Annotated in this window: 14 protein-coding genes; 9 read left to right on the forward strand and 5 right to left on the reverse strand. The window is 63.3% G+C overall.

What is annotated here, in order from left to right:
* Window positions 1-118: 118 nt before the first annotated feature.
* From AC07U4_RS19370 to AC07U4_RS19390, 5 genes are read left to right on the forward strand one after another with little or no spacing between them, the layout of a single operon-like run.
* Window positions 119-1,816 (forward strand): ATP-binding protein, encoded by a 1,698-nt coding sequence (locus tag AC07U4_RS19370; protein WP_495196611.1) that lies wholly within the window; start codon window positions 119-121, stop codon window positions 1,814-1,816.
* A 44-nt stretch (window positions 1,817-1,860) separates the two neighbouring features.
* On the forward strand, window positions 1,861-2,391 hold the full coding sequence (locus AC07U4_RS19375) for a DUF5983 family protein (RefSeq protein WP_495196612.1): 531 nt from the start codon (window positions 1,861-1,863) through the stop codon (window positions 2,389-2,391).
* Window positions 2,388-3,254, forward strand: a complete 867-nt coding sequence (locus tag AC07U4_RS19380) for a hypothetical protein (RefSeq protein WP_495196613.1) — start codon at window positions 2,388-2,390, stop codon at window positions 3,252-3,254. Before AC07U4_RS19375 ends, AC07U4_RS19380 begins: the two co-directional genes overlap by 4 nt.
* 42 nt (window positions 3,255-3,296) lie before the next feature.
* Complete coding sequence (locus tag AC07U4_RS19385) at window positions 3,297-3,503, forward strand: hypothetical protein (RefSeq protein WP_495196614.1); 207 nt, start codon at window positions 3,297-3,299, stop codon at window positions 3,501-3,503.
* Window positions 3,500-4,426, forward strand: coding sequence for a hypothetical protein (locus AC07U4_RS19390; protein WP_495196615.1), 927 nt, complete (start codon window positions 3,500-3,502; stop codon window positions 4,424-4,426). The genes AC07U4_RS19385 and AC07U4_RS19390 overlap by 4 nt, the downstream gene beginning before the upstream one ends.
* A 293-nt stretch (window positions 4,427-4,719) precedes the next feature.
* Here the strand turns inward: AC07U4_RS19390 and AC07U4_RS19395 are convergent, their stop codons facing one another.
* The gene (locus AC07U4_RS19395; protein ID WP_495196616.1) at window positions 4,720-4,944 is read right to left on the reverse strand and encodes a hypothetical protein; all 225 of its coding nucleotides are present in this window, start codon (window positions 4,942-4,944) and stop codon (window positions 4,720-4,722) included.
* Window positions 4,945-5,233: 289 nt separating this feature from the next.
* On the opposite strand from AC07U4_RS19395, the gene AC07U4_RS19400 reads away from it, so the two are divergent.
* The 4 genes from AC07U4_RS19400 to AC07U4_RS19415 all read left to right on the forward strand — a co-directional run bounded on the left by AC07U4_RS19400 (window position 5,234) and on the right by AC07U4_RS19415 (window position 9,010).
* Window positions 5,234-6,721: a PIN domain-containing protein gene (locus AC07U4_RS19400; protein WP_495196617.1), complete on the forward strand. Its 1,488-nt coding sequence runs from the start codon at window positions 5,234-5,236 to the stop codon at window positions 6,719-6,721.
* A gap of 1 nt (window position 6,722) precedes the next feature.
* Window positions 6,723-7,088, forward strand: coding sequence for a hypothetical protein (locus AC07U4_RS19405; RefSeq protein WP_495196618.1), 366 nt, complete (start codon window positions 6,723-6,725; stop codon window positions 7,086-7,088).
* A 514-nt stretch (window positions 7,089-7,602) separates the two neighbouring features.
* Window positions 7,603-7,923 carry a hypothetical protein gene (locus AC07U4_RS19410; RefSeq protein WP_495196619.1) on the forward strand — a complete coding sequence of 107 codons (321 nt, stop codon included), beginning with the start codon at window positions 7,603-7,605 and terminating at the stop codon, window positions 7,921-7,923.
* Window positions 7,907-9,010, forward strand: a complete 1,104-nt coding sequence (locus AC07U4_RS19415; protein WP_495196620.1) for a DUF3800 domain-containing protein — start codon at window positions 7,907-7,909, stop codon at window positions 9,008-9,010. The genes AC07U4_RS19410 and AC07U4_RS19415 overlap by 17 nt, the downstream gene beginning before the upstream one ends.
* Before the next feature lie 49 nt (window positions 9,011-9,059).
* Here AC07U4_RS19415 and AC07U4_RS19420 read toward each other — a convergent pair whose 3' ends face one another.
* Genes AC07U4_RS19420 through AC07U4_RS19435 form a run of 4 tightly spaced genes read right to left on the reverse strand, consistent with a single transcriptional unit; the run spans window position 9,060 to window position 14,632 of the window.
* Window positions 9,060-9,764 (reverse strand): hypothetical protein, encoded by a 705-nt coding sequence (locus tag AC07U4_RS19420; protein ID WP_495196621.1) that lies wholly within the window; start codon window positions 9,762-9,764, stop codon window positions 9,060-9,062.
* A complete protein-coding gene (locus tag AC07U4_RS19425) occupies window positions 9,761-12,868 on the reverse strand; it encodes an N-6 DNA methylase (RefSeq protein ID WP_495196622.1) in 3,108 nt (1,035 codons plus the stop codon). The genes AC07U4_RS19420 and AC07U4_RS19425 overlap by 4 nt, the downstream gene beginning before the upstream one ends.
* Window positions 12,865-13,413: an HTH domain-containing protein gene (locus tag AC07U4_RS19430; protein WP_495196623.1), complete on the reverse strand. Its 549-nt coding sequence runs from the start codon at window positions 13,411-13,413 to the stop codon at window positions 12,865-12,867. Before AC07U4_RS19430 ends, AC07U4_RS19425 begins: the two co-directional genes overlap by 4 nt.
* Complete coding sequence (locus AC07U4_RS19435; protein ID WP_495196624.1) at window positions 13,379-14,632, reverse strand: hypothetical protein; 1,254 nt, start codon at window positions 14,630-14,632, stop codon at window positions 13,379-13,381. Before AC07U4_RS19435 ends, AC07U4_RS19430 begins: the two co-directional genes overlap by 35 nt.
* Window positions 14,633-14,648: the final 16 nt, after the last annotated feature.

The raw sequence follows: 14,648 nt of genomic DNA on the forward strand, positions 1-14,648 counted from the left end.
CCGCACGACTGATGCTGCGCCCGATGATCCGGCTCGCGACGCGCGACCGGGAGAGGAGGGGCGGAGCGTCGGGCCGGGCGGGCGGATCGTCGCGCCCGGCTTTCCAGGAGATCCACCCATGACCTTGCCCACCACCATCCGCGCCCTCGTCGATCCTCACGCGATCACGCGCGTCACCCGCCTGTTCAACGGCACGCTCGCCGACGTGCTGAACGAATTGTTCCAGAACGCCCGACGTGCCAGCGCAACCCGCGTCGATGTCGAGACGCATCACGAGGGCGAACATACGACCCTGATCGTCCGCGACGACGGTCGCGGCATCGACGATCCCGCCGCGCTGCTGGCGCTCGGTCGCTCCGGTTGGAACGCCGGCATCGCGGCATCCGAGGACCCTTGCGGCATGGGCATGTTTAGTCTCGCCGGATGCCATGTCGAAATCCGCTCGCGTGCTTGCGATGCGCCGACCGGCTGGCGGGTGGTGATCCCGGCGCATGCCTGGGAATGCGGTACGCCGCTGCCGGTCGAACCCTGCGCGCTTCCCTTCGGCACCGAAGTCCGGATCGCGCTGCCCGAGGCGTGGACGTGCAATGTGGCCGGCGAGGTGAAAGCCGCCGCGCTATACTACCCGTTGCCGGTCTCGATCGATGGTGCGCCGTGCGAGCGGCGTGATTTCCTCGACCGTGCCGTCGCGGTCGAGCAGATCGGCGGCTGCCGGATCGGCGTGTTCCGGAACCACCTGGCGGACGAACCTCGCCTCAATTTCCATGGGCTCCAGGTCAGCTGCCGGCTTCCGATGATCGGCGAGGTGGACGACCCGCTGCGCTGGTCGGCGCGCATCGACGTCATCGACGCACCCGGCCTGAAGCTGGTCCTGCCCGCACGCAAAGAAGTGGTAGAGAACGAGGCCATTGCCACGCTCCGCGAGGCGGCCGAAGCCGCGATCTATCGCACCCTCGGGCTGCAGCCGGCGCACCGCCTGCCGTTCACCGGATGGTGTCGGGCGCGCGACCTCGGTGTCGTGCTGCCACCGGCCGATCCGAGCCTGCCGGTCTGGGCGCCGGCAACGGCTGACGATGACGTTCGACGGTTTCCGACCATGGTCCGGGACGAGCCGATGGTGATCGTGCCGCGGCTCCAGCCCGAGCTCGCACAGGCCGCGCGCCGCGGCTTGCGATCCTTCGTTACCGATACCGCGCGGCTGGTCGAGGCACAGCGCGCCTTCGCCGGCTATCGCTGGTACGACGGGTTGCCGCGGATCGATGACGTTGCGGTTCTCATCCACGTCGACGGAACCGTCCACCGCTTCGATGATGACGAGGACATGCCCGCCGGTCTCGTCTCCGGATTCATCGACGATCTCCAGCTCGACTTCACCGTCATCCCCGGGGCCGATGACAGCGTTGCCCCCGCTGCCGGGCAGGACGAGGCGGAACCCCATCGCCATCGTCTCGCGATCGATGCGCTGGTCTTCGATCCTGAAGGCGGCGGTCAGATCGATGAGGCATGCGTGCTGCTTCGTCGCGGTGCCGATGTCGCGCCCGACCGACTTGCCGACCAGATCATGGACGCCCTCTTCCACGCCGATGACGATTCGGAGAGCGACAGCGCCGAGACCCAGCGCGATCGCTTCCGCCGCGATGCCCGCGCGACCGCCATCGGTATGCTGCAGGGCAAGGAGGCCGCCGATCTCGATCGCATCCGCAGCGCGTTCGAGGACGATATCCGCTGGCTGATCCCCGCCGGCCGTGCGGTCACGATCACCGCCGGTTCAACCGGACTGTCGGTCGATTGGGCATTCGAACCTGTCTCGGGCTGATCCACCCCACGCCTTCCACGACATCCGCTCACAGGAGAACGCCCATGCGTCGTTTCCACACCTGCGTCTGCTCGACCCTGCACCTGCCGTGCTACGAACGTCGCTTCATCGAAGGCCTGATCGCCATCAGCCGAGCCAGACGGCGGTTAAGCGAACACATTGACCTGTCGATCGTGTCGCATCATGACGGCTATATGATCCATGTCGGCGTCGTCGAGGACCATGCCGTCCGGCCCGTCAGCGTACCGCCCGTGCTGTGGATGCTGCTGGGACTGGCACTGGAAGAGGGCGCGAGCTGGCTGTCTTTCGACCGTGAGGAACTGCCTTGCGCCGGTCTTGCGACCTATCCCGACGATCCCCCACCGGTGACCGGCGGCGTTTCGCCGATCACCGTTCATTGCCAGGCGTGCGGCGGCACCGACGTCATGCGCGACGCCTGGGCGTGCTGGGATCAGGCGGCACAGGTCTGGATGCTCGGGTCGGTGTTCGACGCGGCCTTCTGCAACGCCTGCGAGGCCGATGCGTCGCTGGTCGAGATGCCGGTCGCTGGCATCCTCGCGGAGACGGCGGCATGAGTCCGCGATCCTGGAACCCCGATATCGAGCCCGCGGTCCATGTCGCGCTCAGCAGCATCGAGCTGTCGATCCTCGGACTCGTCGCGTACGATCCCGACGCACTCCCGGCGGTGCGCGCCGGTCAGCGGATCAACACGATCGATGCCGACGATAGCGGGGAATTGCGCCACGCGGTGCCGCTCGACGCCTGGCCGGAGGCTCTCTGGCGGGCACTCGCCGGCACAATCATCGGTCTCACCAAACCCGCCGCATCGCCTGCCGATCTGGCCATCCTCTACGCCGCGCGCACCATCCCTGACCCGGCGGATCATTCGCTGCTCACCTCGCTGACCGCTCACGAACTAGCGGTGGGCTTGCGCGCGACGTGGCCGGATGCCGAACGGAACCGGGACCGGATCGGCGCGAGGATCCGCTGTCTCGACGCACTTGCGTGGTCCCATGACCCGATCGCGCTGCTGCCCCGGGAGACGCTGTCGGACCGCAGTTGGATAGCGGCAGGAGAGGCTATCCCCGACCCGTTCGAGCGTGATCGTTGGTCGCCCGATCTGCGGATCGCCCGTCGCTCGACGAACCCGGACGACAGCGCGCGGCAGCGCTGGGCGATACTGCATCTGCGCGAACTTCACGCCGCCTTGCATCTCACCTGCGAGATGCCGGCCGGCGGCTTCGACGTAGCCGGCTATCACGAAGACCTGATCGCGACCCTCCTCACCGACCCGATCGCCTGCGCAACGCTGGCCGAGGACGAACGGACGGGTGGTGAACTGGAGATCATCCGGTGTTCGCTCGACGAAGCGGGATATGCTTGGCGCACGGCGGAGACGTCCGAGCCGACCGCAGCGATCCTCGCGCAGGCGGCGTAGCACCGCGATCCCGTCACGCCATTCCACCGGTCAGGAGGGACCATGACACTTTCCTACCAATCCGACACCTTGTCGCCGCACAGGGCGCGACTGGCGTCGTTCGATCACGCCTATGCGGTGGCGCTGCGCCTGCGGCGGGCCACCGGTCGGCTCCATTATGTCGTCCGGACCTGCGACCCGCTCCAGCCCCACCGTGTCACCGATCAGCAGCCACCGAAACCCGACCGCACGCTGGCGATGATCGCGTGACGGGCGGCCGCCAGCAAGCTCCTGTCGTTGCGGCCTGGGGAGCCGGCACCAACTCCACCGCGATGATCGTCGAGATGGTCCGGCGTGGCGAGCCGCCCGACATGGTGCCGCTCGCCGCGATGCCCGAGCAGCCGCGCACCCGGGCATTGATCCCGCTGTTCCGCGACTGGATGGACGCGCATGGCGTTCCCAACGAAATCGTCGAATACAAGGTCACGCGCTGCAAACATTGGCCGCCGTACAACGACCTGCTGGAGGCGTGCCTGACCAACGGCACCCTGCCATCGATCGCCTTCGGGCTCCATTCCTGCTCGGCGCGGCACAAGATCTCGCCGCAGGATAAGTGGGTGAAGGCTTGGCCACCCGCGCAACATGCATGGGGTAGGGGGCGCAAGGTCGTCCGCCTGATCGGTTACGACTGCTCTTCGCGCGACAACCAGCGCTACGCTCACCGCGAGGGTCACGTCTCGGACCTCTACGACTATCGTTACCCTTTGCGCCAATGGGGCTGGGATCGTGACGATTGCGACCGCTGCATCGCCGATGTCGGCTTACCGCCGTTCCCGAAAAGTTCCTGTTTCTTCTGTTCTGCGATGCAACTTCAGGAGGTCAGGGAGCTGCCGCGCGAGGAACTGCGGTTGATCGTGCTTCTGGAAGCGCGTGCGGGACCACGATTGCGCACCGTTGAAGGATTATGGCGTCGATCCACCCGCACGCGGCCGGGTTCGATGACCGCCTTCATCCGCCAGGAAGGATTGCTCGACGCCGCCGAGATCGATGCGATCATCGATGAGGCACGCGCCGATCTGCTCGATTTCCAGAAAGTGGCAGCGGCTATTCCATTGGCCGAGCGTCCAGCGATGGGATCGTGGCTGCAACGTTTCCATGAAGGCTTTCGTGGTATGTCGCATGCAGGCACCTGAAGGCTCGACGATATCCGCTCACTATCCTTGTTCATCGGCTTCGTGCCCTGACTTCCAGGCCGACCATCTATTTTAGAGGCTCGTATTGAAGTGGAATGGCCGACTGTGGGACTTTTCTGCCGGTCACATGCCACAGCTTTGATGTCAGCTCTTGTCAGAAGCCGACGTTCAGCCTTTTTCCGCGCGGCGTCGTGTTAAAATTGAGGCTGGGCATGTCCGTCCCCTTTCGAGACGGCGGCCGCCTGAAGACGACATAGCCTCGCAATCGCGGACCTGCGCTCCCGGCAACTAGATCAGCGGGCCACCCGGCGTACCTCTTCGACCAGCAATAGTGACAGCTCGTACGCATCTAGCGCGGCATCTTTTACCCGCTCGGCATTGAACGTGTGATACCGCATGCCAACATATGTGTTGGCCTTCATGGCTTCGGGGTGCTGGGGTTCAAATCCCGCGGGCTGGCTGATTATCGGTGCCCTCTTTTTGGCTCTGGCACTTCGCTTCGCGAGCGTCATTTTCATGGAGGGATTGCCTATGATTACATGTTCAAAATCTCGCGCTCGCAAGACGCACAAGGTCAAGAACACCAACCTGAATCCAGTAACTAACGTGATGAAGCTCTGTTCTGTTTCTTTCGAGACCGTCTGGGCACTGATCGTTGGCTGGTCTGCTGGTGCGGCCGGCCCCGCACCATCGGCGCAGTTGCGCCAGCGTCACCAGTAGAGGGCGGAAGAGCGATCTTCCGCCCTTTGTTTTTTTTGGCCTTTGTTACCGCTGGAAGGCGGGCGATTCCGATCATACACCGGTCTCATGGCTGACCAGGTTCCCTTGATCGTATTCCCTGACACAAACGTCCTCATCCAAGGGCGCGCGCTGAAGGATCAGCCATGGGAAGAGCTGCGCCGCGACAACATCGACGTCATTCTTTCCGGGCCAGTAATCCGCGAGCTTGATCGGCTGAAAAATCGGCCGGGGAGAGTTGGGAAGGTTGCGCGCTCGATTAGCACGAAGGTGCGCGAGTTGATGGCGACCACGGCCCGGGGGGAGCTGCTGCGCGCAACCGGGCCAAGGGTCATGCTGCGTCTCGCATCCGGCGTGCCGAACCAAGCCAAGGTGCGCGAGGGAATCGACCTTACCCATGACGATCAGGCCATCATCAATCAGGCGCTTGCGAGCCTTGATGCAGGGGATGACGTCGTCCTCCTGACCGACGATAATTTCGCGGCAATGACCGCAGAGCATTTCGGGTTGCCGGTGCGGATGCTGCCCGGTCACTGGCTGAAGGAGCCCGAAGCCGACGATAGTGTGAAGGAACTCGCCCGCAAGGACGCGGAAATCGCTCAGCTGAAGGCAGCAGAGCCGATGCTTCAACTCCGCTTCATCGATCAATCGGGCACCCAGATCGATCGCCTCGACGTGACGATGAAACGCTATCTTCCAGTTCCACCTGATGATGTCGATCAACTTGTGGAACGGGTCACTGCGCTCGCGCCGATGGCCGAGCTGACACCTACGCCACTGAAGGAAGCCCCCAAACCCAGGAGCACCGGCAAGGGGTTCGACATCTCGAGCATCGCGTACCCTGAAGGCGTGATACCTTTGACCCGAACCGACATCGACAAGTATGAAGATGACTATCGGAACTGGGTATCGGGCGTCCGTTCGAAGATCGCCGGATTCCACGCGGAATGGAATCGCCGACGCGACTGGCCTCAGGCTGTTTACTGTGTGCAAAACACGGGCACACGGCCTGCTGCGGAAGTCCTCGTTGAGATCGCTGCGTCCGGCAGTTTCAAGCTGAGTGGCCCGGGGAAGGACGTCAGCGAGAGCGGCGGCAAAGGCGTGCGCTGGCTTGAGCTTGCGCTTCCTCCACAGCCGCCGCGCCCGAAATCTCGCGCCGAGATCCTTATGGCAACAGGGATCTTCGATCGTGATCCTCTCTCGAGCCTGCCGCGCGCTCCGATCTTCCCCTCGATGGCGAACCCGCGGCGGGACGATGATGCTTTCTACTGGCGAGACGGCAGATCCGATCCCGTTTCGACGATGGCGCTTGAATGCAAGAACTGGCGTCATGGACGAGAGGAAGAGGATTTTCCCTTTCGCATCTGGGCAGACGATAGCGCGGACGTGCGAGGCCTGATCGTTGGCCGGATCAGTGCGAGCAATATTCGAGAGCCACTCGACAAGCACCTTCCGCTCCGTATCAACTTCGAAGATCGCGAGTGCCTGCCCCTAGCAGAAGCGCTCGTGGACGATTTCGAGCGACGGCTTGCACAGAATGGCAGGATGAGGAGATAGAATGGATACCTTCAACGCTGGAGTTCAGTATAACGACTTCAAGGGAACCGTCGCTGCGGACATCTCAGACAATTTCGCACTTGCCGATTATCTGGTGTCCGTGGGAAAAGCCGAGAAGGACGAACGCGTCGTTGGGTTTAGAATCGCGTCCGGCGAGAACCGCGGCACGCCGGTGACAGAAGTGTCACTGGTCGCATATCTGCTTCGGTCTGCTGAGTTTGAGCCTGCTCCGGCAGCTGTACGTGCCGTGGAGGTTCGGGTTACGCCAGGCGAAGCTCTCGCGTTCTTCAAGCGCTTCGACCTCGTGGCGACACGGTGCGGAGTGAATTTCAACAGCACCCACGTAGATGGCCCTCATTACGACTAAGCATCATGGAGCAGTTCTACCGCCAGTGCCCCCCGACTGAGACTGTCGGCGGCTGTGTCATGCAAGAGCAGTCTATCATCAGTCCTTGTATGGATGACCGGCTTTGGCTCGACTTCGGACAGCAGCGAGCACTGGTACTGGGACGTTCCCGACGTTCGCATGCGCCTTTCCGAACGGCGGCTTCCGTCAGAAGCCGTCGATCATCGCCCGTCCGCCCGAGATCGCAGAACGAAATAAACTGGGCCGGTGGCGGAATGGCAGTTTCTATGCGCCGAATGGCAGAAGGCGACGTCTAGCCACCGCCCTCTTCGTGCAAACGAGAGCGCCCAAAATGTAGCGACTTTCCGGGCTTATTATACCTGATCAAGCCCGGAGTAGGCGGGAATGCATGGAGTTCCGCTGATTATGTCCTAGCCACTTTCGAGTCATATGATCGGGCCGGACTGTCGATGGTTGAGCTGAAAGGCTTCCCGCTTACCTACCGAAGCACCGGCTCCGGTGCTATTATGCCGGGATGACCCAACCTACGTCGCTCGAACTCTATAGCCGCTTCGTCAAGATCATCGATCAAGCGGCTGACGCGGAGAATATCTACGCCGTGCCCGAGGCAGCGGAAGCGGCCGGAATGATCGGTGGCGAAGAGCCTCGCACCATGAGCCAGCGTTGGAACTACATCTACACCGACGGATCAGGCGTGGAATTGCATGTCCATGCGCGCTGGTGGGACAGCTCCAAGCCATTCTCCATCCAGCCCGACGTCCACGTTATGCGCGCGGATCTGAAAGGCAACGCCGTGCTGATGTCGCACGAGCGCCGCTATGAAACGTCGCCTTGAGGCGTCTAGGGGAATTATGGAATGCTTCCGGATCGATGAGAGCGGCTATACCGGCTTCGACCTCCTGAACGTGGATCAGCGTTTCCAGGGCGCGGCGGCGATCGCGATCGACGATGACGATGCGGCGCGCCTGATCAGGGAGCACCTGCCGCGCGTGCAGGCGAGTGAGCTGAAGTATCGATCGCTCTCGCGCCGACCGGCCAACCATGCCGGGCTGCTTGCGCTGCTGCGCGATCTACTCGCCAGCTACAAGAGTGTCACCTATGTGTGCGACAAGCGCTTCCTGCTCATCCTGATGTTCTGCGACTATGCGGTCGAGCCCTGGTATTACGAACGCGGACACAATTTCTACGAAGACGGCCAGAACTATGCGATGGCCTCGCTGCTCTCCGTCGCTGGTCCTAAACTCCTGGGCGAAAACGAATTCGCGGGGCTGCTGGCTACATTCCAGCAGGCGGTCAAAGAGAAGAGCGCAGATGCCTTGCGTGACCTCGTCGTCGCCGCGCGGAGAACCGACTGGCTGAAGTTTCCGGAAGCAATCGGCCCGCTGGCCCGCGACGCGGCGCCCGAGTGCCTGTCAGCCATCATGACGCCGGGCGTAGATACGGACATCGCGATTATCGTGCTGCAGTCGCTAATCAGCCGGATGGAAATCGTGAGCGACGGTCCGTACCGAGTCGAGCATGACCAGTCGAAGAACCTCGAACGCTATCACGAGCTGCTGCAGCGCTTTATCGATCACGAGAACACGATCGAGCTTCGCCAGACCGCGATCGCCAGCTTCAAATTTCCACTGAAGCTCAGCCAGGTGACGCAGGTCGATTCAAGGCAGAGCCCGGCGGTGCAATTGGCCGACGTGATGATCGGCGCGGCGCTCGAAGCGGCGAACACCATGGCGGGGCTACGGAGTGGCGGATTGGACCCCGATGCGGTCATGGCTCTCTACGCCGACAACCAGTTAATCCACCTTATTCCCAGCGTCGATTTCGAGGAGCAGAAGGCGTTCAGGAAGGGAACGCAAGCGGCGGAGGTGATCGACTATTTCGCGGCGAACTTTGCGGGGAATCGCAAGCGCCCGGACCGGTGATAGCCGCGCGGCGAGCGGTCGCTAGCGGCTGCCGGCTATGCAGCAGTCCTCACGACTTCGGCTTCACGGTGGTGGTGGGGTAGCCGAAGGCGAAGAAGAAGTGCGATACGCGGATGCTGCCATGGCTGGGCGCCAGCGCCGGCTCCCGCTCATGCTCCGTGTCGAAGTCCGCGGCGTTGAATAGCGAAGAAGGACGCGCAAAGGGTGCACCGGCGGCGGTAGGCTTCAGCCGCAAGAGAGTCGCGAGCGCGGCATCGCCAAGTGCGTCGCGGATGTGCGGCACGATCTCCGGCTCGGGGTCGAGCAGCACCCCGACCATCGCCGCGACCGCCTGCTTACGGCTGTAGATCCCTGTAACGAAACGGCCCAGCCCCTGATCGCGGAGATAGTGATCCCGATGCTTCTTCTGGCGCCCGAGCCGCTTGAACTCGAACACCAGCTGCATCGCCTGCGTGTCATTGTTCCAGCCATAGACGATGTCTGTGCGTCGCTCCTCGATCATCGCGCCGGTGGCCGGATCAATGTCGCCTATAATATCCTCGGCCGCCCACATGCCGAGCAGACCGCGCTCGCGCGCGACATGGTTTTCGACATAGACCTTCAGGCGCTTGGTGAGGGCAGCTTCCTTGGTCTTGGGGTTGAAGTCCGGAAGTGGCCGGGCGGCCAGCTCGGACCAGCCTTGGCGCAGCGCTTCGACCGCCTCGGTCGCCGGTTGCAGGGGAAAGGCGGAGAGCCAGTCGGCAGCCTCCGTCACGCAGGCACCGCCAGCTTTTCGGAGCCGGCGCGTGACTGAACCATCCGCACGATGTGCTCGGCGTCACGCAGCGCCTGGCGGACGGTCCAGCTGCGGTGCGTGAGAGGCCGGGCCAGATAAAGACTGCCATCGATCCACAAATGGGCATCCGGGACGAGGGTGAGGTGATCGCCCGAGGGGATGGTTCGCAAGCCCGACTTGCGCAGCGATGCCAGGGTTTCGATGACCAGCTCGTCATCGATGGCTGCCTTGGCAGCGGAGGGCGCGCGCCCCTGCTCGGCGTAGCTGATCTTCACGATGCCCGACGGACCTGCACGCGTCGGGTCGCTGGCGACCACGTTGACGTCGAACCGCCCTCGGCCGCCGGTCCGATCGCGCCAGGTGGTGAGCGCTGCTGCCAGCGCATCGGCGTAGATGCGGAAATCCTGCTCGCCCGCGGTTCTTTGCGCTGGAGTATCGAGGCTCTTGAAGCTCCGCGGTCTGATCGAGGGCATCAAGACCTCGACCGTCTCGGTCACCAGCGTCTGCTCTTCATCGGTCAGGCCGAAGTAGGAGAAGACGGCCTTGTCGAGCTTGTCACGAACAGACTGATAGTCGGCGCGCTGGAGCAGCTCGTCCTGGCCTCTCAGCCGATCGACGTAACTCGTGACCGAGGCCAGCGCGGTAGCGGCAGCGTCTGGATCGGGTGCGTTTTCCGGCGCGAAAAACGGAAAGGCGTCGACATCGGTGAGGTGGACGCCGTTGCGCTCGCACAGCATCTTCCAGCCGCGCATCATGAGGAAATAGCGGGCGAGGCTGGACCGAAGATAGACGGCGGCGAACTTGAGCAGGGGTGCGTCGGCCTCTGGACCGGCGATGACACCGATGCTATGCGTGAAGCTCGCCGGCTGGTCGTAGTAGACCGCGCGGACGTTCTGCTGCTCACGCGAGAAGCCATCGGGGAAGACGACGCGCGGACCGTCGAACACGGCGAGTACCGCATCGTTCAGGCCGACGACGGTGGTTTTCTCCGGCGGCCAAGACCGCAGCAGGTCAGGATGCAACACCGGAACCCCAGCGCTCAGCGCGGCGATCGGGATATGGCGCATGTCGCGAAGCGGGCCGGGGTCGACTGCTTCACGGCTCTTGTCTTCGAGATGAATGCCCTTCCGGTAGATCCAGCGCCTAAACTCGCGCGGCCCGCGCCAAAGGTTCGCGAAGGTTCCGCGCAGGCTGAGTCGGCTCCAGATCGCCAGGTCGTTGGCATCGCCCCACATCATGGTGACGAGAAGCTGCGGATCCTCGGCGACCGAACGGGTCTGCAACAAGTGTCGATCAGCCGACTGCATGGTGAGACGGCCGAGCGCGAGACTCAGGTCGGCCTTAGGAACCAGATAGTCGAAGACCTCGCCGAACGGGATGACCTTCGGGACGACGGCCTCGCGGCGAGCGCCGAGAAAGACATGGCAGGTGTTTTCGGCGGTCGGAAACAACAGTCCCTGAAGGTCACCGAAGTTGATGATGCGGCTCGGCTTGTAGGCGCGCAGCAGGTAGGAGACGAAGGCTTCGCTGGAGGCGCCGAGCAGCTGGCCGATCGGCAGGATCAGGCAGGTTCGGCCCCCTTTGTTCAGGTAGTCGAGCGCGCGCAGGGCGTAGGCTCCGGCCACCTGGCGGCGCGAGAAGGGCGTGCCCGCGCGCGCCGCCCAGGCGTCCGCCGAGGTGTGCGCTTCACCTTCCGGCTCCGCCCAAGGCGGATTGGAAATGATCAGCGAGAAGCGACGTCCGAAGAAGAGATGGCCATCGTCGAAGAAGTCCGCGTAATCCCGGCCGTGCGCGAGATTGTGATCCTTGAGCGGCGGCAGCTTGGTGCCATCGCGCTCCTGCGCATCCAAAATGTCGGCCGGATCGAGCCCCTCCAGCAGCGACAAGTAAAGGCTGAACGCGGTGACCCGGCATGCCATGAAGTTGATGTCGCCGCCGAAGATGCGGCGCGTGAGAAGTTCACTGCGCTCGGCAAAGCCGAGCTGGCGGCCCTTCTGCGCCTCCGCGAGCGCAATCAAACGGCGGTACGCCGTCGTCAGCAAAATTCCCGAGCCGCACGCGCCGTCGAAGATCGTCTCGGTCAGCGGATCGGGAGAGGCGAGGAACGCCTGATCGACGGCGAGCATGGCGAGATTGCGGGGCGTGTAATAGGCGCCGTCTTCCGCCTGCTCCTCGGGCGTGAGGAACTGTTCGTAAAGGCCAGAGAGCAGCTCGACCGGAATGTAGCTGAAGTCGTAGTTCCAGAAATCGCCTTGCCCGGTCTGCAGGTCGGTGCGGCTGAGAAACTGCGAGAGCAGGCCGAAGCCGCTGTCCGAGAGAGCCGTCCAGGCATCGTGCCGATCGTCGCCGAGGAAGTCGCCGTTGAAGTCCGACCGCAGCCGATCGATCAGCGCCGCGATGCCGGAACGGTCGAGCCGCGCGACCAACTCAGGGAGTTGGTCCACATTGCGCCGCGCTCGATAGGTCGCACCGACGATCTCACGATGTTCGAGGTAGGAGATGAAGAGCACCTGGCCCATCAGAAGCTCGGCGAGGCGTCGCCGCGCGCGGGCGTCGTCGATTGCGGTCAAACCCTCATCGGTCAGTTTCGCGACAGCCGTCGAAAGGTTTGCCAGCAGCTTGCGATCGACCCGCGCTTTAACGTCGAACCATTTCGGCATCCGCCGCGACAAGTTGGCCGTCGAGACATCCGAAGCGGAAAACGGGCCATCCGGACGCGCGTCTTCGAGCCGCAAGCGTTCGCCAGCATTCTTCAGCTTACGGGCCGGAAGCGCGATGGCTTCTTCGCCCTTCAGCTCGATCACAATCGTCGCCAGATTTTGGTTCCAGATACGCTGGCGAGCCTTGTCCAGTTCGGCCTGCGACAGCGACGTGCCGTCTTCCCCGACGAAAACGACGGTCGGCACACCCTCGACGTCGAAAACGGCCTGCGCGCGGATGGCCCCCTCCGGCTTGAGGAGGGTCTTGATTTCGAGAGCGTAGGGGTGGGTGTCCGGAACGGCATCGCCGCGCAGATGCAGAACGCCCGGCTCGGCTGCATAGCCGAGCTTCTCTAGCCAGCTCTCGACCGCTGCTGCGGTCATGGTCGCTGCTCGGATGTCGCGCGTTTAGCCCCGCGGGTTCCATCCATTGCGTAGGACCAGCCAGCAGCCGAACGTCGGGCTCGGATCGGGTGCCCCTTGCTACGCAGGTAGCTTAGGTCGCGATTGATTGTCGCCGCAGAAACGCCGAGCACTTCTGCCAGAGCGGTAGCGGACCCGCCCCCGCGATGAATAAGCCCGAGCAGGGTGTCATGCCGCTCCGCGATGGCTGCGCTCCGACCGTACGGCAAGCGAGTTTCCTCAAGTCTATCACCGATCGATAGACTCGGCGACCGACAAACGCAAGAACATCCGCGGAACGCTCGGAACAGCATGCCAGGTGCCGATTGCGACGGAGTAGCGGCTGGATCGACGCCCGCTCGGAGAATCCAGTTATCCGTTGAGCGTGCGCCTGCCAGCAATGTGCTCCTCACCCGATGGGCACCGTTGCTTCGCGCGCAAATGACTGACCTAAGAGCGCAGTGCGGACTGATCAGCGCCAGACGCGCTGCCTCAACGCAACCAATGGCTCCCCGGCGAGCCCACATCGTCGAGAAACAACATATGGTCTGGAATAGGCCGTCGATGTCGCCTGCCTTTGATCGGATAGGTCGCGGTCGTCTCGGTCAGGGCCGCGGATTCCATCCGTGCCGTGGTGTGCTCGGGCATCATGTAGTTGCCATACACCCATTCAAGCGTGCTGCCCCTCGGATCGAACGTGCGCATATGCTCCACATTGAGATGATGGCGCAGACCCTCGACGGCATTACCGCCGGTGGTCTCGTAGCCGACATGGAGTATGCCCGGGCGATCGTGCAGCTGCCGCGACTTGTCGCCGACGATCGACCTGAAATGCATCGCCTTGCGGCGCGCGGCACCCTCGGAGGCGCTCACCCAACCCACCACACTGGCGCGATCGACCGCCGTCGCATGAAATTTTCGCTTCGGCGCCGGCGTCCACGCGCCCGCCATCCAATAGTCGACCTCTTTCATATAATAGCCCGTCACCAGCTCGATCATCCTGCTCGAACCGAAGACAAGATCGTCGAAGCCGAGGATCGCCCGTAGCGGTCCGAGATTGGCGCGGCTCACCCTCCCGCCGCCCATATCATCCCGCCATTCGGAAGAGCCGCCGGAAAGAAAATCAGTCACGCGATCTGCCAGATAGCGCTCGGGCAGATTGACCAGCTCGGCCTCGTAGACCGCTTCGATCGTGACCGAAACCCGATGTCGTTCAGCTTCGTCCAAGGCGAGCCGCGCAAGCCGGGTTCCTGCCGCCCGTTCATCGGCGACATAGTCGGACCTTCCGGTGCGGGTGCACTCGACCGCCCAATGGCTGCGTCGCCGACTCACATGTAGATCGGGCGTGCGATGAGGCGGATCCTCCGTCACGAACTGAACATCGGCCCATCCTCGCGATCCGTAGGCGCCCGCAACCAGCAGTTCGTACAGACCGTCATCAGGCACAGCCCGATTGTTGGTCATCAGGCGAGCGACCCGATCCTCGATACCCCCCACTCGTTTGAGAACGGGCAGCAGCTGGCCGAGCCGGCGAAAAACCGGCGCGATCCGATACGCATCCTGCTCAAACCAGTTCGCCCGCTCGGCGGCATAGGCATTCGCCTGAAAGACGTACCAGGCAACGAGATCCGAGGGGTCGTACAATGCCGGCCGAACGCCCGTCGGCCAGAGATCGCGAGCCAGTTCGAAAATTGCCTGCAGAGCTTCTGTCCGCGCTTCCCAGTCTCGAGACGGTACCGTCGCCACGAGCCATTCAATTGCC

Source organism: Sphingomonas sp. GW821-FHT02B09 (assembly GCF_059421875.1).